The organism is Williamsia sp. MIQD14 (assembly GCF_051025635.1).
Classification (GTDB): domain Bacteria; phylum Actinomycetota; class Actinomycetes; order Mycobacteriales; family Mycobacteriaceae; genus Williamsia_A.
The window spans coordinates 253651-270533 of sequence record NZ_JBPFDG010000003.1 but is presented as its reverse complement, the minus strand read 5'-3'; the positions used below and the strand labels follow the sequence as shown (position 1 = coordinate 270533).

Here is a 16883-nt window from a genome sequence, read left to right as displayed (position 1 = left end):
TCAGGGGATCTGACCCTCGGGGACGGTGTGCACGGCGGCCTCCTCGGCCGATGCCCCGGCGCCGTCGATGCCGGCGTCGGAGGCGACCTCCTGGTGGGTGGTGTGCGGGTTCACGCCCTCATCGGGCGAGACCAGTCGGCCTGCGCGGTCGTCGCCCACCTCGTTGTCGAATTCGTCGATCTCGTCGACGGCGTCGCTGAGGTCCTCGTCGGCGGGAACCGCGGGCTTGGGGGCGCTGTCCTCGTGGAAGGTCACCTCGGCGGCGGGATCGGGGACCTCTTCGGCGAGATGCTCCTCGAGGGACTCGCCCTCACGCTGATCCTCGGCGGTGACCCCGTAACGCATTGCCTTGCTCGGCTTCTCCGGCGGGGAGATGCCCTCGTCGAGGATGTCGTCGACACCGCGGTCCACGAGGGTGTCCTCGGGCTGCAGCTGGTCGTCGGAATCGTAGCTGTACTCGTTGTCCGAACCCTCGGAGATGCTCTCGACGTCGTCACTCATCACTCCACCCTAGCGACGTCACCCTCGAGGGGGTTGTCGCCGGGACCCGCGGCCGTCATAGTCCACCCATGGCATCGCGATCCGCACTCATCGATCTGATCCGCGCACACGACCAGGGCGTGCTGGCCACGATCCGCCGCGACGGCCGTCCGCAGTTGTCGACGGTCAACTACGCCTTCGACGCTCGCACCGAGATCCTGCGGGTCTCGATCACCGACGGCCGCGCCAAGACCGCGAATCTGCGCCGCGACCCGCGGGCAGCGCTGCACGTGAGCAGCCCCGACGGGTGGTCGTACGCCGTGGCCGACGGGCCCGCCGAGCTCAGTGCCGTGGCGCAGACCCCCGACGACGACGCGGTCACCGAACTCGTCGAGTTGTACCGCTCGATCGGCGGCGAGCACCCCGACTGGGACGACTACCGGAGCGCCATGATCGCCGACCAACGACTCGTCCTGCGCCTGCACGCCGACCACCTCTACGGTCAGGCCGGCTGACCACGCGCGGCGCGGGTCAGGCGTCGCGGGCGGCGAGACCGCGCAGGTACCTCTCGACGTCGTCGAGGCGGGGCAGCGCACCATCGGCGCGGGCCTGGGCCAACGTCGGCGCGGCGGTGTCCTTGTCCGACAGCGAGTACTCCAGCGGCGCACCGTCGCGACCCACCGCGGGCCAGTCGATCCCGACATCGGGGTCGAGTGGGTGGATGCCGTGTTCGCCGCCCGGGTTATAGCCGGTCGAGCAGAAGTACGAGACCGTCGAGTCGTCCTCGAGGGAGCAGAACGCGTGCCCGAGCCCCTCCGAGAGGTAGATCGCGCGTCGGTCGACGTCGTCGAGGACGACGCTGTCCCACTGTCCGAACGTCGGCGACCCCTCGCGGATGTCGACCACGACGTCGAGGATCGCGCCCCGGGGACAGGTGACGTACTTGGCCTGCCCGGGCGGGGTGTCGGCGTAGTGGATGCCGCGCAGCACCCCGGCCGCCGACACCGAGATGTTGACCTGCGCGAGGGTGAAATCGTGGCCGATCAGCTCGGCGAGGACGGGCGCCTTGAACGCCTCGAGGAACACCCCGCGCGGGTCACCGTGCTGCACCGGCGTCAGTTCCCACGACCCGGCGATCGTCAGTGGTCGCACACGCATGTCAGCTCCCCTGTTCCAGGATGGTCAGCAGGTAGGCGCCGTACCCCGACTTCATCAGGGTCTCGGCCCTGCGCCGCAGTCCGTCCTCGTCGATGAAGCCGCGACGCCATGCGATCTCCTCGGGCACCGCGATCTTCAGGCCCTGTCGTTGTTCGACCGTTCGTACGAAATTCCCGGCGTCCTGCAGCGAGTCGAAGGTACCGGTGTCGAGCCACGCTGTCCCGCGGGGCAGAACGTGCACCGACAGCTTCTCGCGTTCGAGATAGGTCGCGTTGACATCGGTGATCTCCAACTCGCCGCGGGGACTGGGCTGCAGCGACCGCGCGATCTCGATCACGTCGTTGTCGTAGAAGTACAGACCCGGGATCGCGTAGTTCGATCGGGGGTTCTCCGGTTTCTCCTGCAGCGCAATCGCTTTGCCGTCGGCATCGAAATCGACGACGCCGTAGGCGCTCGGCTCGGCCACCCAGTAGGCGAAGATCGACCCGCCGTCGACATCGGTGTAGCGCATCAGCTGATCGCCGAGGCCGGGTCCGTAGAAGATGTTGTCGCCCAGAACCAGTGCGACGGAATCGTTTCCGATGTGCTCGGCCCCGAGCACGAAGGCCTGCGCCAGGCCGTCGGGCGACGGCTGCACGGCGTAGGTGATCGAGATGCCGAACTGCGATCCGTCGCCGAGCAGATGCGAAAACGCTGCCGCGTCACCGGGAGTGGTGATCACCAGGATGTCGCGGATACCGGCCAGCATCAACGTCGACAACGGGTAGTAGATCATCGGTTTGTCGTAGACCGGCACCAGCTGCTTGCTGACGCCGAGAGTGATCGGATGGAGTCGTGAACCGGTGCCACCGGCCAGGATGATTCCCCGCATGGCGCCACACTATTGCACCGCGCACACACGCGTGAGTCACGCGACCGCGCTACGGGGCCGGTAGTCTTCGCCCTCGAGGGAAGGAGCCACCTGATGCGTGTTCTGGTCACCGGCGGGGCAGGTTTCATCGGTGCCAACTTCGTGTTGCGCACCGTTGAACAACGTCCCGACGTCGAGATCACCGTGCTCGACAAGCTCACCTACGCGGCCAACCCGGCGACGCTGGCACCGGTCGCCGACCGCATCACCCTGGTCGAGGGCGACGTCGCCGACGCCGCGGTGGTCGATCCGCTCGTCGCCGCGACCGATCTGGTGGTGCACTTCGCCGCCGAGTCGCACAACGACAACTCGCTGGCCGACCCCTCAGCGTTCGTGCACACCAATCTCGTCGGGACCTACACGCTGCTGGAGTCGGTCCGCCGCCACGGCACCCGCTACCACCACATCAGCACCGACGAGGTCTACGGCGACCTCGAGCTCGACGACCCCGCGCGGTTCACCGAGTCGACGCCCTACAACCCGTCGAGCCCGTACAGCTCCACGAAAGCGGGCAGCGACCTGCTGGTCCGCGCATGGGTCCGCTCGTTCGGGATCCACGCGACGCTGTCGAACTGCTCGAACAACTACGGGCCGTACCAACACGTCGAGAAGTTCATCCCGCGGCAGATCACGAACGTGCTGAGCGGCCTGCGGCCGAAGCTCTACGGCGCGGGGACGAACGTGCGCGACTGGATCCACGTCGACGATCACAATGACGCCGTCTGGACCATCATCGAGCGCGGCACAGTCGGCGAGACGTACCTGATCGGCGCCGACGGCGAGACCGACAACAAGACCGTCGTCGAGTCGATCCTGACCGTCCTGGGTGAGCCCGCCGACGCCTACGACCACGTCACCGACCGCCCCGGTCACGACATGCGCTACGCCATCGACTCGACCCGACTGCGCACCGAACTCGGCTGGACACCACGGTATGTCGACTTCACCGCCGGCCTCACCGCGACCATCGACTGGTACCGCGAGAACGCCGACTGGTGGCGCCCGTACAAGGACGGCGTCGAGAGCGGGTACGCGAAGACCGAGAAGGTCCTCGGCTAGACCGAGCGACTCTCGCGCGCGGGTGCCCCCAGCATCCGGAGCACGACGTCGATGACGTCGGACATCGGCGGGATGCCGTGGGAATGGCCGAACAGCTTGGGTTGGGCCGAGCGAAGGAACGTCGCACTGACCATCAGGTAGGCCGCGGCGCCGGTGTCGACGTCGGAGGCGATGATCCCCGCCTCCTGCAGCGCCGCGAAGTACTCGCCCACCGCGGCGACGCCGCGATGCGGACCGAAGTCGTTGGCCGTCACCACCGCGCCCACCTCGTCGCGCAGACCGGCGTCGCCGTGTGCGGCGACCAGCAGTTCGAGCCCGTCGTCGAGGAAGGTGTGCACGGCCGCGACGTACTGCTCGAGCACCGCCCGCACGTCCTCGAGCTCCCCGACCACGGTGGGGTCCATGTCGTTCTTGAAGGCGAACAGCGGCCGCAGCGCCTCGTCGAACACCGCGGTGAGCAGACCCTGCCGATCACGGAAGTGATAGAAGATCGAGCCCTCGGAAACCCGTGCGCGCGAGGCGACTTCGCGTGTGGTCAACCGTGCGACACCGCGTTCGCGCAGCACCTCGAGCGCGGACGACAACACTTCGTCTCGTCCGATCGCCGGTGGCCTTCCGCGTCGCGCCATGGGGCCACACTACCCACCGAATGTCAATTGTTGAGTGCGTACTCAGAATGTGCGACCATCTCCTGAGCTCGCACTCGATCTGGAGGCACCATGGCCCGTAAGTGGCTGACCCTGACCGCCGTATGCACCGGCGTCTTCATGCTCCTGCTCGACGTCACGATCGTGAACGTCGCGCTGCCCGACATCCAGAAGGACCTGAACTCGAACCTGTCCGACCTGCAGTGGGTCGTCGACGCCTACGCGTTGTCGCTGGCCGCGCTGCTGCTGACCTCGGGCACCATCGCCGACATCGTCGGCCGCCGACTGGTGTTCGCCACCGGCATCGTCGTCTTCACCGTCGGCTCGCTGGCGTGCGGACTCGCGCCGAACATCCTCACGCTGATCATCGCCCGACTCGCCCAGGGCGTCGGCGGCGCGATCATGTTCGCCACCGCCCTGGCCCTGCTCGCCCAGGCGTTCGCGCCGCGGGAACGTGGCATCGCGTTCGGCGTCTTCGGTGCGGTCACCGGCGTCTCGGTCGCGGTCGGCCCGGTCCTCGGCGGCGTTCTCACCACCGGTCTGTCGTGGCACTGGATCTTCTTCGTCAACATCCCGGTCGGCATCATCGCGCTCGTCATCACCATCGTCGGCGTCGACGAGTCGAAGGCCCCCGGCACCCACAAGATCGACTGGCTGGGCTGCGTGACCTTCAGTGCCGCACTGGCGTTCCTCGTCTTCGGGCTCATCCGCAGCCACGCCGACGGGTGGGGTTCGCTGCAGGTCTCCGGTTCGCTGATCGCCGCCGCCGTGCTGTTGATCGCGTTCGCCGTCGTCGAGCGCACCGTCGCCGAGCCGATGGTCGACGCGTCGCTGTTCCGCGTACCCACCTTCACCGGCGGACTCATCGCCGCCTGGGCCATCTCGGCCTCGATGTTCTCGCTGCTGACCTACATCGTGATCTACCTGCAGGGCACCATGGGCTACTCGGCGCTGCAGGCGGGTCTGTACTTCCTGCCGTTCTCCGGACTCGTCTTCGTCTCGGCCGCCATCGCCGGCCGACTCTCCGACAAGGTCCCCGCGCGGTGGCTCATCACGCCCGGCTTCATCCTCGTGGGCATCGGCCTGCTGCTGATGCGCGGCACCGACCCCACCGGGGGCTGGACCCAGTTCATCCCGGGCTTCATCGTCGCCGGTATCGGTACCGGTCTGATCAACGTGCCGCTGGCCTCGACCGCCGTCGGCGTGGTCGAGCAGGCACGCGCCGGCATGGCCTCGGGCATGAACTCGACCTTTCGCCAGATCGGCATCGCCACCGGTGTCGCCCTGCTGGGCAGCCTGCTCGCCTCGCGCCTGAGCAACAACGTGCAGTCGGCACTGGCCGGCACCCCGCTGGCCGACAAGGGCCGCGAGATCGGTGATGCCGTCGCCAACGGCGCCGCGGCCCAGGTCATCGACTCCGTCCCCGCGCCGCTGCGGGCGATGGTCGCCGAACGCGCAGGACGCGGATACGCCGACGCGCTCGACCTCATCCTGCTCATCGCGGCGTGCATCGCCGGGATCGCAGCGGTGAGCGCAGCGTTCCTCATCCGCTCGAAGGACTTCCACGCGGCGCGTGTCGAGGCAGGTCAGCAGGCCCAGGAGGACCTCGCACCCGTCGACGGGTGAGGGTGGTTCACCCGAAACACACCGTTTCGTGGACATGACAACGGTGGTTGTTCAATACTGAGACCATGACAACACCGGTTGATGCGGTTCTCGCGGTCGAGGCCTCCGAGGGTGGCGGCGCGGCCCTCGACCAGGTTTTCGGTATGAGTGTCGCGGCGGCCGTGGTCTCGGTGGCGCTGCTGTGGATCGGATGGCGCCACCGGACCCGTCAGATCACCTGGCTGACGTCGCTGGGCGAGTGGGCGGGGCGTCGGCTCAACCGACCACCGTGGGCGGCGCTGCCCGTGTTCCTGTTCGTCTCCACGATCATCTGCGCGCTGTTCGGGTTCCTGTGGGACGTGAGCCTGCACGTGGGGAAGGGCCGTGACGCCGGGCCGCTCGCCAACCCCGCGCACTACTTCATCCTCGTCGGCCTGTTCCTGCTGTTCATCGCGGGAATGCTCTCGATCTTCCTGCCGTACGACAAGCCCGGCCGCGCGGCGATCCGCATCACCCGCACCTGGCACGCGCCGGTCGGCGGCATCCTGCTCGCGGGCTCCGGCCTGTACGCGCTGATCGGGTTCCCCCTCGACGACATCTGGCACCGCATCTTCGGTCAGGACGTCACCCTGTGGGGCCCCACTCACCTCATGCTCATCGGCGGTGCCGGCATGTCGCTGATCGGCGTCCTGCTCCTCGAGCGCGAGGGCCGCGCGGCCATGGGCGACGACGCCCCGGCCGACGGACGCGGCATGTGGCTGACCCGATGCCTGGCCTTCGGCGGACTGCTCATCGGACTGTCGGTGTTCCAGATCGAGTACGACTTCGGCATCGAGCAGTTCCGACTCGTGTTGCAACCCATGATGATCGCCGGCGCGGCCGCGTTCGCGCTGATCGCCGCGCGGATCACCCTGGGGCGTGGCGCCGCGCTGATCGCCGCGGTGTTCGCCGCCGTCATCCGCGGCGTCGTCGCGCTCGTCGTCGGCCCCGGACTCGGCGCACCGATCAACGTCTTCGCGCTCTACCTCGGCCCGGCCGTGGTGATCGAGCTCCTCGCTCTCACACCCCTCATCCGCAAGCCGGTGTGGTTCGGCGTCGTCGGCGGGCTCGGCATCGCCACCGCGGGCCTGTACCTCGAATCGCTCTGGATCGACGCGGTGTACCACTACCCATGGCCGGTCGGCATGTGGGCCGAGGCGCTCGCCATGGCGATCCCGGTCGCCATCGGGATGGGTGTCTGCGGTGCGCTTCTCGGCATCATCCTCACCGGCGAACGCCTGCCACGGCCGAAGTGGGCGACCGTCGCTGTCGCGGTCACCGTGCTCGTGATCGGCGGCGCCGTGGCCAACGGCCTGCGGACCACGGTGCCCGAGAACGCCAGTGCCACCATCACCTTGAGCCCGGCGCCGAGTGTGGACGGCGAGACCCGCGCCACCGCCGTCGTCGCGATCACGCCGAAGGATCTGGTGAGCGACGACCCCGAGTGGGTGACCATGCTGGCCTGGCAGGGCGGTCTCGACAAGTCCCGCGGGCTCATCATCGACCCGCTGGAGAAGATCGGGCCCGGGCTGTACCGCTCGACGCGGTCGGTGCCGACGTCGGGGTCGTGGAAGACGCTGCTGCGCGTGCAGGACGGGACCACCATGACCGCGGTCCCGGTGTACCTGCCCGCCGACCCGGGCATCGGCGCCGAGGAGGTGCCGGCCGAGCCGAGGATGACCCGCGACTTCGTCCGCGAGATCACGATCCTGCAGCGCGAGCGCACCTTCGACTACCCCAGCTGGCTCTACGGTGCGGCATCGCTGGTCGTCGGGGTCTGCTCGTTGCTGCTCATCACGGCGATGGCGTGGGGTGCCGCGCGCATCAACCGCAACGACGCCACCCCGGTGCGCTCGACGAGCGAGCGGCCGAAGGTGGGGCCGCGACCGTGACGACCACGACGACGCTGGCGTCGCACTCGCTGCTGTTGGCGCTGCCCGCGTTCGTCCCCGCCGTCCTACTGGTCGGCGTGATCGTGTTCATCGCGGTGCGGGACCGACGGCGCGGTGACGACGAGGACACCGAGCCCGACTCCGCCACCGACGTCGATCCCGCCGGCAGCGATCCGGCCGAACGGCGGTGAGCCAGAGCACGATCCTGGCGCACGGGCTGGGCGCGGAATACCTTCCGCTGCCCTACACCTACGCCCTGATCGGTGGTGCCTGGGCGCTGACGGCGTCGTTTGCGATCGTCGCCTTCGCCTGGAAGACACCGCGCTTGGATCCGCGGACCTCGGGCATCGGGCTGCCTGCGGCGGTGACGCGACTGGTCGACTCGCGCGGCGTGCGTGCGGTCGTCGCCGGAGCCGCGTTGCTGTTCACGGTGTGGGTCGCGCTCGCGGCCGTCGCGGGCAGCGACGATCCCGAGATCAACCCGCTCCCCGGCGTCTTCTACGTGCTGCTGTGGGTCGGGCTGGTGGTCCTGTCGGTGCTGATCGGACCGGTGTGGCGGGTCATCTCGCCGGTCCGGACCGTGGCACGGCTGCTCTCGACCCTCCCGATCGGTGCGACGGCGCGGCGCGCGTACCCGGAGTCGTGGGGGCACCGGCCCGCCGCGGTCGGGCTGGCCGCGTTCGTGTGGCTGGAACTCGCCTCGCCCGATCCCGATTCGCTGATCGGCATACGGATCTGGTTGGTGGTCTACGTCGTGGCCATGGCCGTCGGTGGTCTGCTCACCGGCACGCGGTGGTTCGCCCGCGCCGACCCGTTCGAGACCTACGGCGTCGTCGCGTCACGCATCGCACCGTTCTGGCGTGACGAATCGGGCCGCGTCGTGGTGGGCAATCCGCTGGCGCATCTGTCGACGTTGCCCGAACGACCCGGCATGCTCGCGGTGATGTCGGTGCTGCTGGGATCGACGGCGTTCGACAGCTTCTCGTCGTTCCCGCTGTGGCAGCGCACCATCGACGATCTCGGCGAGGGCACCGCCATCGCATCGGTGGTGTCGACGGTGACGCTCGCCGGTTTCATCGCGGTGGTGGCGGTGACGTTCTGGGCGGCGACCCGTGCCACCGGCGGCGTGACGCCGCACCAGCGGCGACGCCTGCCGGTGCAGATGACGCACACGCTCATCCCGATCGTGGTCGGGTACATCCTCGCCCACTACCTGAACTACATCGTCGAGCGCAGCCAGCTGGTGTTCGCCTCGCTCGCCGATCCCCTCGAACGCGGCTGGAACGTGTTGTGGTTGGGCGACATCCACCCCGAGTACGTGCTGTCGTCGCACCCGACGGTGTCCTCGACCCTCAAGCTCGTGTTCGTCGTCGGCGGCCACATCGCCGCCGTGGTCGCGGCACACGACGCGTCACTGCGACTTCTACCCCGCCGCCACCGGCTCACCGGCCAGCTCGCGTTGATGCTGACGATGGTCGGCTACACGTTCCTCGGGCTGTACCTGCTGTTCGGCGGCTGACCTGATCGCCATCTCGGTGGCATCCTCGTGTCATGGCATCCAGCTCTGTCGTGACCCTCGCCGCCGCCTTCGGCCAGTTCTCCGAGACGTGGTCGCCGAAGATCGTCGCCCAGCTCAACGACTACGACGTGAAGGTCGTCAAGATCGAGGGCGACTTCGTGTGGCACAGCCACGACGACACCGACGAGCTGTTCATCGTCGTCGAGGGCACGCTCACGATCCAGATGCGTGACCGCGACGTCGTGGTGGAGACCGGTGAACTGTTCGTCGTCCCGCGCGGTGTCGAACACTGCCCGCGCGCCGACAACGAGGTGCGGGCGCTCCTCATCGAACCTCGGGGTGTCGTCAACACCGGTGACGCCGGCGGCGACCTCACCACCGAGGCCGTGCCCCTCTGACCGATCCGGTCAGCCGGCGAGGCGTTCGCGGTGCTCCTGCGGCGTGCGGGTCACCTCGGCGAAGCCCGGGCGGGCGGTGCCGAGGAACGACCGGATCCAGGCGACGACCGCCTTCGCCCGGTTGCCCATGCCCGCGAGGTAGTAGAGGTGCACCGCGAGCCAGGCGCCGAAGGCGAGCAGGCCGCGGAAGGTGATCCGCTCGGTCAGCTTCGCAACCGCGCGGCCGCGGCTGATGATCGACATCGACCCCTTGTCGAGGTAGTGGAACGCGCTGCCGGGGTAGAGCTTGCGCGTGATGATGTCGACCGCGTGGCGGCCCTGCTGCATGGCGACCGGGCTCTGGCCGGGGAAGTCGTGCAGCGAGGTCATGTCGCCGATGGCGTAGATGTTGGCCACGCCGCCGACGGTGAGGTCGTCGTTGACGAGCAGGCGTCCGGCGCGGTCGGTGTCGCACCCGGTCGCCTCGGCCAGGACGCCGGCGAAGCCGCTCGCGGCGACCCCGGCCGACCACACGACGGTGTCGGTGGTGATCTTGCGGGTCGCGGCGCCGCCGTGGACGTCGATGGTGACGACGCCGTCGGCAATGTCGGTGACCATCGATCCGGTGAGCACCTCGACGCCGGCCTTCTCCAACGATGCGCGGGTGTAGTCGCTCAGCCCGCCACCGAACGCGGGCAGCACCTCGTCGAGTCCCTCGACCACGGTGATGGCGACCTCGCGGTGCTCGTGCCGACGCGCCAACTCGGCGATCTGACCCGCGACCTCGACACCGGTCGCACCCGCCCCGACCACGACGAACGTGGTCGCTGCGGTGTCCTGAGCGGGAGCGTCGAAGCATGCGCGCAGGTGCGCGCGCAGACGGGTGGCGTCGTCGATGGTCTTGAGGGCGAAGGTGCGATCGGCGTACTCGTCGCGCCCGAAGTAGCTCTGCGCGGCACCGGTCGCGGCGATCAGCGAGCCGTAGCGGACGCGGTGGTCACGTCCGTCGGCGCGGTAGGTGAGGACGGCGGGCATCGCGTCGACCGCGGTGACCTCGCCCTCGACGACCTCGACGTCGCGGTGCCGGCGCAGCAGTGCGTCGGTGCGGGGCGCGATGTCGTCGCGGTGCAGGACACCGGTCGCCACCTGGTAGAGCAGGGGCTGGAAGAGGTATTCGGGGGTGCTCGAGATCAGCAGAGCGCTCTTGCCGCGACCGCGCAGTCGGCGCGCTGCGGCCAGTCCGCCGAAGCCCGAACCGACGATCACCACGTCGTAGTAGGTCGCATCGTCTGTACGCATCTCGTTCTCCCTCGCTTTCCGATCACTTCTACTCATGACCAACGTCCATGGTGCTGCGGTTTGATCCCGTCGTCACGCGCGTTTCTCAGATGGAACTCATCGCGATCACTCATGAATAGCGGTAACGTTCCCGGGGGACGACACCCGGAGGCCCGAATGGAACTGCGCCAGCTCACCTATTTCGTCGCCGTGTGCGACGAGCTGAGCTTCAGTCGCGCCGCGCGGCGGACGTTCATCTCGCAGTCGGCGATCAGTCATCAGATCGCCCGCCTCGAACGCGACCTCGGAGCCACCCTGCTCGAACGGTCGACCCGTGCGGTCAGCGTGACCGAGGCCGGGGAACGTCTCCTGCCCATCGCGCGCCAGATCATCGACCTCGAGAACCGTGCGTACGCGGCCGTACGTGATCCCGGCTCGCGGGTTCGACTGGCGGCCAACATGACCTTCGCGCGGCGGTCGCTGGCTGCCATCGCCGCGGTCCGTGAACGTCACCCCGGCGTCGAGATCGAGTTCGTCATCAAGAGTTTTCAGCAGCGGGTCGATGCCGTGGTGTCCGGCGACGTCGACATCGCACTCATCCGCGGCACCATCGTCGACAGCCGCCTGCACGTGTCGCAACTGTGGGTGGAGGAACTGACGGTGGCCATGTCGGAGAAGCATCCGCTCGCCGGCACCGCCGATGTCGCGTTGGTTGACCTCGCGCGCCACCCGCTGATCATGCCGCCGCAGAAGCAGCAGGTGTTGCTGCACACCGTGATCCGCGACGCGTTCGCCGATATCGGTCTCACGCCGCGCTACGGCCCGCCCGTGCCCGCCGACCACACCGCGACCCTGGAACTGATCAACCAGCCCGACGCGTGGACGGTTCTCTACGACGAGCCGCCCGGATCGGCGATCGCCCGCCTGCGTGAACGCGAAGGGAGACTGCGGATCCCGGTGAGCGCGCTGATGCGCGTCGATGCGCGGCACGAGAACGCCACCGGTGCGCGGGGGGCGATCACGACCGACCTGATGCGATCGCTCGGGCACGGCGACGGGGCGGTGGGCTGATGGAGTGGCCGCGCACCATCCCGATCCTCACCGACGGCGTGATCACCCTGCGCCCACTCGAGGTCGACGACGTCGATGCGGTGCTGGCCACCTCCCTCGACCCCGATTCGGCGGCGTTCACCTCGATCCCGAGCCCGTACACCCGCGCCGACGCGGTCGAGTTCGTCGATGCGTCGGCATCGAAGGTGTGGCCGGGGTTCGAGGTGGCCATCGCCGACGCCGACGACGCATTGATCGGTACCTGCGGCCTGCGTATCCGCGACGAGGAGTCAGCCGTGACCGAGATCGGATACATGGTGTCGCCCTGGGCGCGCGGACGCGGGATCGCGACCCGCGCGACGAAGTTGCTCATCGACTACTCCTGGTCGATCGGCGCCCAGCGCATCGCGGTGAACGCCGATGCCGACAACCCGGCGTCGTGCCGGGTGGCCACGCGGTGCGGGTTCGTCGAGGAGGGCGTGCTCCGATCGGTCCGTCTCGGCACCGACGGCCGCCGCCACGACGTCGTCCTCCACGGCCTCCTCCCCACCGACCCCCGCCCCTGACCCCCACCCGCCAGTTGGGCACGTAACGACCGCAGTTGGGCACCTAACGACGCCAGTTGGGCACGTAACGACGTCAGGTGGGCAGCACCGGCGGCGGGAGGCGGTATGTCGCCGGCGTCAGCGACATCCCGATCGGGTTGCCGACGGCGGGGATGTCGGTTCCCTCGACGTCGACGGCCGGTTCGATGCCGATCGAGCGGGCGAAGGTGAACGCCTCGGCGATGTCGTTGATGGGACCGGCGGGCACACCGGCACGGGTGAGCACCTGGTACCAGTGGTCGGCGCCTTCGTGTCGCAGCTTCTCGGTCAGTTCGGCGACGAGGTCGTCGCGGTGGGCGACACGCGCGGTGTTCGTGGCGTACCGCTCGTCATCGACCAGATCGGGGACGCCCAATGCCGTTGCCAGACGTGCGAACTGCGTGTCGTTGCCCACCGCGAGCGCCAGAGGACGATCCGCGGTCGAGAACACCTCGTAGGGGACGATGCTGGGGTGGCGGTTGCCCATCGAGCGCGGCACGACATCGGCGCCGAGGTAGGCCGTGGTCATGTTCGCCATGGACGACAACGCCACCATGAACAGGTTGAGATCGACGCGCTGTCCCTCGCCCGTCCGGTCGCGGTGCCGCAGGGCCGCGAGGATCCCCGCGACGGCGTGCACGCCGGTGAGGACGTCGACCACGGCCACACCCACCTTGCTGGGCGAGCCATCCGGGCCGGTGATGCTCATCAGCCCACTCATGGCCTGGATGAGCAGGTCGTAACCAGGGATGTCGGCGCCGTCGTCGCGTCCGAAACCGGTGATGGCGCAATAGATCAGATCCGGCTTCTCGGCGACGAGGGTGTCGTATCCGAGGCCGAGACGCTCCATGGTGCCGGCCCGGAAGTTCTCGATCACCACATCCGATCGGCGCACCAGGTCGCGCGCCTGCTCGCGCCCGTCCTCGGTCTGCAGATCCACGACGAGTGAGGTCTTGTTGCGGTTCACCGACGCGAAGTACGTCGCCATCGGGTCGGTGTTCTCGTCGGCCGGGAGATACGGCGGCCCCCACGACCGCGTGTCATCGCCGGTGCCCGGGCGCTCCACCTTCACCACCTCGGCCCCGAGGTCGCCCATCATCATCGTCGCGTACGGCCCGGCCAGTACCCGACTGAAGTCGGCCACGACGATGCCGTCGAGTGCGCCGGTCATGATCGCGCGGTCACGTCAGGAGAACTGTCCACCCGACAGACGCTATCGGCACACTCGGCGATCGGTTTCGGCACGGTCGGCGGTCGGTTCGGCACGGTCGGCGGTCGGTTTCGGCACGGTCGGCGGCGCGGGGTGACCCATCCCACTCGCAAATCGCTTGATCGACTAACAGTTGTACTTTCACAATGGTTTGATGGACGAGACCGAGTACGGCGCGCGGCGCAAGATGATCATCCTGGCGACGTGTTGCCTGAGCCTGCTCATCGTGTCGATGGACGCGACGATCGTGAACGTCGCCATCCCCGCGATCCGTCGCGATCTGAACGCCTCGGTGTCGGGTCTGCAGTGGGTGATCGACATCTACACGCTCGTGCTCGCCAGCCTGCTGCTGCTCTCCGGTGCCATGGCCGATCGCATCGGTCGCCGACGCATCTTCCAGATCGGCCTCACCGTCTTCGCGCTCGGATCGCTGCTCTGCAGTCTCTCGACCAGCGTCGAGATGCTCATCGCCGCGCGATTCGTGCAGGCGATCGGCGGTTCGATGCTGAATCCCGTCGCGATGTCGATCATCACCCAGGTGTTCACCGGTCGCGCCGAACGTGCACGTGCCGTGGGTATCTGGGGTGCGGTGGTCGGGATCTCGATGGCCCTGGGGCCGATGGTGGGCGGCGTCCTCATCGACCTCCTCGACTGGAAGGCGGTGTTCTGGATCAACCTGCCGATCTGTGCCGCCGCCGTCGTGTTGGCCGCGATCTTCGTGCCCGAGTCGAAGTCGTCGACCGTGCGTCGACTCGACCCGATCGGTCAGGCGCTGGGCATCGTCTTCATGGCGGCGCTGGTGTCGGGACTCATCGAGGGCCCGAACATGGGCTGGGGTGACCCACGATCGCTCGCCATCTTCGCCGTGGCGATCATCGGTCTGGTCGGCTTCATCCGCCACGAACGCCGCCACGCGTCGCCGTTCATCGACCTGCGGTTCTTCCGCAGCGTCCCGTTCGCGACGGCCACGGTCATCGGCATCCTGGCCTTCGCCGCGTACGGCGGATTCCTGTTCCTGATGTCGAACTACCTGCAGAACGTCCGCGGGTACTCCGCCATCCACACCGGCGTCATCTACCTCCCCATCGCGGTGGGCACGCTGATCTTCTCGCCGATCTCCGGTCGACTCGTCGGCAAGTACGGCACCCGCCCGTCCCTCATCGTGTCGGGCCTCCTGCTGGCGGTGGCATCGGTGCTGCTCACCACGTTCACACCCACCACCCCCGTGTGGCAGCTCATCATCACCTTCGGTCTGTTCGGGGTCGGTTTCGGTCTGGTCAACGCCCCCATCACGACATCGGCGGTCAGCGGCATGCCGCGTGACCGGGCCGGTGCGGCCTCGGCGGTGGCGTCGACGAGTCGTCAGCTCGGCGTCAGCCTCGGTGTCGCGATCAGCGGCTCGATCGCCGGCGCCGCGGTCACCGCGTCGGACGGCTCGTTCACCGACGCGGTGCAGCCGCTGTGGTGGGTGACCACCGGCCTCGCGCTCGCGATCACCGCGCTGGGCATCATGAGCACCACCGCGTGGGCGAAGAACACCGTCGAGAAGACGGCGTTCCTGTTCACACCGACCGAACCGAAGGCCCCGGCACATGTCTGATGCGCGCACCCGCGCCTGGCAGGTGATGGCGCACTTCGTGATCGACAACCGCGGACCGTGGCGCAAGGCCATGATGGCCCGGACCGGGCTGCCGTTCAATCACTTCCGGCTGCTGCGGCGCATCGCGGCGGGCCCGGTCACCATCGGCGAGCTGGCCGCCGCGGCCTCCATCGACGCTCCGGCGGCCACGGTCGGGGTGAACGAACTCGAGAAGCGAGGTCTGGCGGAGCGGTCAGTCGACCCGACGAACCGGCGCCGAAAGCTGGTGTCGCTCACCGATGCGGGGCGCGCGATGCTCGACGACGCCATGGCCACCGCCGACCCCGCACCCGACGCCTTCGCCGCCCTCGACCCCGACGAGGTGGCCACCCTGGCGACGCTCCTGTCGAAGCTCGAGAGCGCGGGCGGGCGCTAGCGGGCGTCGAGAACGCGTTGCGCCTCGCGGATCGCTGCTGCGTTCGACCGACCCTGCCGTGAGCCCGCCAGCTTCGCGGCGATGTGGTCGCGGATCCGGATCGGTGCATACGCCAGACCGTCTGCGGCGGAGTCGAAGCCGGGAAGCGTGGCGATCACCGCATCGGGATTGCCGTCGTGGAAGAACGCCGCCGAACGCCGCCGCCGGATTGCGCCGTCGACGACGGGTGGTCGCACGCGGTGCAGGGTCGAACGCCACCGATCGTTGGTGAGCCGCGCGGTCAGGTCACCGAGGTTCACCAACAGCGCTCCGTCGACCGGCTCCACGTTCTGCCATCGGCCCTCGGGCCCGACGATCTGCAGTCCCGGGATCGGATCGGCCCACAGCACGGTGACGATGCCGAAGTCGGTGTGTTCACCCATCCCGGTGAGCTTGCCGTCCGGTGCGAGGGTGCCCGGCGGCAGCGCGTAGTTGTTCATGCGCAGCACGTCGATCGAGTGGTCGGTGATCGCCGTGAAGAAGTCCAGCGGCAGGTGCAGTGCCTCGGCGAAGATCGAGGTCAGTGCGCGTGCCACCCGTCCGGCCTCGGCGAACCAGGCCTCCACGTTCTCGCGGAAGCCGGCGACGTCGGGCCACAGGTTGATGCCGTAGTCGCTCTCGTCGAGGTCGAGGCCGGGGAACGATCGGCCCTCGACGCCGACGTTGAAGGCCTCGAAGAAGTCGTTCATCCGGGCCACCGACTCGACGCCGAGACTCAGGCTGAGCGACTCGCTCTTCGGCGGGCTGTAGCCGCGATTGGCCCCGGGGACCCGATAGCCGGCGCGCACCTCGGCCGGCAGTGCGAAGAACGCGTCCATCGCGTCAGCCAGTCCGTCGGCCACCGCGGCGTTGATCCCGTGGCCCACGATCTGCAGGAAACCGACTCGCCTACAGGCGTCGTCGACCTCGGCGACCACGTCGTGACGCGGTCCCGACAGATCGATCACAGGAACCTCGATGACGTCGCCCATAGCCGTCGATTGTCGTCCCAGGGCACGCACCACGCACGGCAGAACCCGGC

At 68.5% G+C, this 16883-nt stretch carries 18 protein-coding genes; 11 read left to right on the top strand and 7 right to left on the bottom strand.

From position 1 onward, the window contains the following. Entirely contained in the window at window positions 1-501 is a 501-nt protein-coding gene (locus ACQ7HM_RS12785) for a DUF5709 domain-containing protein (protein ID WP_055785728.1), read from the bottom strand. Window positions 502-569: 68 nt separating this feature from the next. Between ACQ7HM_RS12785 and ACQ7HM_RS12780 the strand changes: the two genes are divergently transcribed. Then, the gene (locus ACQ7HM_RS12780; RefSeq protein WP_434216624.1) at window positions 570-995 is read left to right on the top strand and encodes a PPOX class F420-dependent oxidoreductase; all 426 of its coding nucleotides are present in this window, start codon (window positions 570-572) and stop codon (window positions 993-995) included. A 16-nt stretch (window positions 996-1011) separates the two neighbouring features. Here the strand turns inward: ACQ7HM_RS12780 and ACQ7HM_RS12775 are convergent, their stop codons facing one another. Together ACQ7HM_RS12775 and rfbA are read right to left on the bottom strand one after the other, a co-directional pair. Continuing rightward, entirely contained in the window at window positions 1012-1638 is a 627-nt protein-coding gene (locus ACQ7HM_RS12775) for a dTDP-4-dehydrorhamnose 3,5-epimerase family protein (protein ID WP_434216623.1), read from the bottom strand. A 1-nt stretch (window position 1639) separates the two neighbouring features. Then, window positions 1640-2509, bottom strand: coding sequence for a glucose-1-phosphate thymidylyltransferase RfbA (rfbA, locus tag ACQ7HM_RS12770; protein ID WP_055785719.1), 870 nt, complete (start codon window positions 2507-2509; stop codon window positions 1640-1642). Between the two features lie 93 nt (window positions 2510-2602). On the opposite strand from rfbA, the gene rfbB reads away from it, so the two are divergent. After that, on the top strand, window positions 2603-3607 hold the full coding sequence (gene rfbB / locus ACQ7HM_RS12765) for a dTDP-glucose 4,6-dehydratase (RefSeq protein WP_055785716.1): 1005 nt from the start codon (window positions 2603-2605) through the stop codon (window positions 3605-3607). Here rfbB and ACQ7HM_RS12760 read toward each other — a convergent pair. After that, window positions 3604-4194: a TetR/AcrR family transcriptional regulator gene (locus ACQ7HM_RS12760; protein WP_434216622.1), complete on the bottom strand. Its 591-nt coding sequence runs from the start codon at window positions 4192-4194 to the stop codon at window positions 3604-3606. The two genes, rfbB and ACQ7HM_RS12760, sit on opposite strands and share 4 nt — an antisense overlap. A 132-nt stretch (window positions 4195-4326) precedes the next feature. Between ACQ7HM_RS12760 and ACQ7HM_RS12755 the strand changes: the two genes are divergently transcribed. The 5 genes from ACQ7HM_RS12755 to ACQ7HM_RS12735 all read left to right on the top strand — a co-directional run bounded on the left by ACQ7HM_RS12755 (window position 4327) and on the right by ACQ7HM_RS12735 (window position 9707). Beyond that, window positions 4327-5880: an MFS transporter gene (locus ACQ7HM_RS12755; protein ID WP_055785710.1), complete on the top strand. Its 1554-nt coding sequence runs from the start codon at window positions 4327-4329 to the stop codon at window positions 5878-5880. Between the two features lie 65 nt (window positions 5881-5945). Next, complete coding sequence (locus ACQ7HM_RS12750) at window positions 5946-7790, top strand: hypothetical protein (RefSeq protein ID WP_434216621.1); 1845 nt, start codon at window positions 5946-5948, stop codon at window positions 7788-7790. Then, window positions 7787-7981, top strand: coding sequence for a hypothetical protein (locus tag ACQ7HM_RS12745; RefSeq protein ID WP_055785703.1), 195 nt, complete (start codon window positions 7787-7789; stop codon window positions 7979-7981). Before ACQ7HM_RS12750 ends, ACQ7HM_RS12745 begins: the two co-directional genes overlap by 4 nt. After that, window positions 7978-9309 (top strand): hypothetical protein, encoded by a 1332-nt coding sequence (locus ACQ7HM_RS12740; protein WP_434216620.1) that lies wholly within the window; start codon window positions 7978-7980, stop codon window positions 9307-9309. The genes ACQ7HM_RS12745 and ACQ7HM_RS12740 overlap by 4 nt, the downstream gene beginning before the upstream one ends. Before the next feature lie 32 nt (window positions 9310-9341). Beyond that, window positions 9342-9707 carry a cupin domain-containing protein gene (locus ACQ7HM_RS12735; RefSeq protein ID WP_055785698.1) on the top strand — a complete coding sequence of 122 codons (366 nt, stop codon included), beginning with the start codon at window positions 9342-9344 and terminating at the stop codon, window positions 9705-9707. A gap of 9 nt (window positions 9708-9716) precedes the next feature. Here ACQ7HM_RS12735 and ACQ7HM_RS12730 read toward each other — a convergent pair whose 3' ends face one another. Further along, the gene (locus tag ACQ7HM_RS12730) at window positions 9717-10985 is read right to left on the bottom strand and encodes an NAD(P)/FAD-dependent oxidoreductase (RefSeq protein ID WP_434216619.1); all 1269 of its coding nucleotides are present in this window, start codon (window positions 10983-10985) and stop codon (window positions 9717-9719) included. A gap of 156 nt (window positions 10986-11141) precedes the next feature. On the opposite strand from ACQ7HM_RS12730, the gene ACQ7HM_RS12725 reads away from it, so the two are divergent. After that, a complete protein-coding gene (locus ACQ7HM_RS12725) occupies window positions 11142-12035 on the top strand; it encodes a LysR family transcriptional regulator (protein ID WP_434216618.1) in 894 nt (297 codons plus the stop codon). Beyond that, window positions 12035-12580, top strand: a complete 546-nt coding sequence (locus ACQ7HM_RS12720) for a GNAT family N-acetyltransferase (RefSeq protein WP_434216617.1) — start codon at window positions 12035-12037, stop codon at window positions 12578-12580. The genes ACQ7HM_RS12725 and ACQ7HM_RS12720 overlap by 1 nt, the downstream gene beginning before the upstream one ends. Window positions 12581-12653: 73 nt before the next feature. Here ACQ7HM_RS12720 and ACQ7HM_RS12715 read toward each other — a convergent pair whose 3' ends face one another. Next, window positions 12654-13772, bottom strand: coding sequence for a CaiB/BaiF CoA transferase family protein (locus ACQ7HM_RS12715; protein ID WP_434216948.1), 1119 nt, complete (start codon window positions 13770-13772; stop codon window positions 12654-12656). A gap of 190 nt (window positions 13773-13962) precedes the next feature. Between ACQ7HM_RS12715 and ACQ7HM_RS12710 the strand changes: the two genes are divergently transcribed. Both ACQ7HM_RS12710 and ACQ7HM_RS12705 read left to right on the top strand, forming a co-directional pair. Beyond that, window positions 13963-15408 carry an MFS transporter gene (locus ACQ7HM_RS12710; RefSeq protein WP_434216616.1) on the top strand — a complete coding sequence of 482 codons (1446 nt, stop codon included), beginning with the start codon at window positions 13963-13965 and terminating at the stop codon, window positions 15406-15408. Beyond that, entirely contained in the window at window positions 15401-15823 is a 423-nt protein-coding gene (locus ACQ7HM_RS12705; protein ID WP_434216615.1) for a MarR family winged helix-turn-helix transcriptional regulator, read from the top strand. Before ACQ7HM_RS12710 ends, ACQ7HM_RS12705 begins: the two co-directional genes overlap by 8 nt. Here the strand turns inward: ACQ7HM_RS12705 and ACQ7HM_RS12700 are convergent. Further along, on the bottom strand, window positions 15820-16833 hold the full coding sequence (locus tag ACQ7HM_RS12700) for an isopenicillin N synthase family dioxygenase (protein WP_434216614.1): 1014 nt from the start codon (window positions 16831-16833) through the stop codon (window positions 15820-15822). The genes ACQ7HM_RS12705 and ACQ7HM_RS12700 overlap by 4 nt on opposite strands. Between the last annotated feature and the right edge of the window lie 50 nt (window positions 16834-16883).

Bases quoted from the DNA above. Each gene is read 5' to 3' on its own strand.
- ACQ7HM_RS12785 (WP_055785728.1), bottom strand. From the start codon at position 501: ATGAGTGACGACGTCGAGAGCATCTCCGAGGGTTCGGACAACGAGTAC.
- ACQ7HM_RS12780 (WP_434216624.1), top strand. From the start codon at position 570: ATGGCATCGCGATCCGCACTCATCGATCTGATCCGCGCACACGACCAG.
- ACQ7HM_RS12775 (WP_434216623.1), bottom strand. From the start codon at position 1,638: ATGCGTGTGCGACCACTGACGATCGCCGGGTCGTGGGAACTGACGCCG.
- rfbA (WP_055785719.1), bottom strand. From the start codon at position 2,509: ATGCGGGGAATCATCCTGGCCGGTGGCACCGGTTCACGACTCCATCCG.
- rfbB (WP_055785716.1), top strand. From the start codon at position 2,603: ATGCGTGTTCTGGTCACCGGCGGGGCAGGTTTCATCGGTGCCAACTTC.
- ACQ7HM_RS12755 (WP_055785710.1), top strand. From the start codon at position 4,327: ATGGCCCGTAAGTGGCTGACCCTGACCGCCGTATGCACCGGCGTCTTC.
- ACQ7HM_RS12750 (WP_434216621.1), top strand. From the start codon at position 5,946: ATGACAACACCGGTTGATGCGGTTCTCGCGGTCGAGGCCTCCGAGGGT.
- ACQ7HM_RS12735 (WP_055785698.1), top strand. From the start codon at position 9,342: ATGGCATCCAGCTCTGTCGTGACCCTCGCCGCCGCCTTCGGCCAGTTC.
- ACQ7HM_RS12730 (WP_434216619.1), bottom strand. From the start codon at position 10,985: ATGCGTACAGACGATGCGACCTACTACGACGTGGTGATCGTCGGTTCG.
- ACQ7HM_RS12725 (WP_434216618.1), top strand. From the start codon at position 11,142: ATGGAACTGCGCCAGCTCACCTATTTCGTCGCCGTGTGCGACGAGCTG.
- ACQ7HM_RS12720 (WP_434216617.1), top strand. From the start codon at position 12,035: ATGGAGTGGCCGCGCACCATCCCGATCCTCACCGACGGCGTGATCACC.
- ACQ7HM_RS12710 (WP_434216616.1), top strand. From the start codon at position 13,963: ATGGACGAGACCGAGTACGGCGCGCGGCGCAAGATGATCATCCTGGCG.
- ACQ7HM_RS12705 (WP_434216615.1), top strand. From the start codon at position 15,401: ATGTCTGATGCGCGCACCCGCGCCTGGCAGGTGATGGCGCACTTCGTG.
- ACQ7HM_RS12700 (WP_434216614.1), bottom strand. From the start codon at position 16,833: ATGGGCGACGTCATCGAGGTTCCTGTGATCGATCTGTCGGGACCGCGT.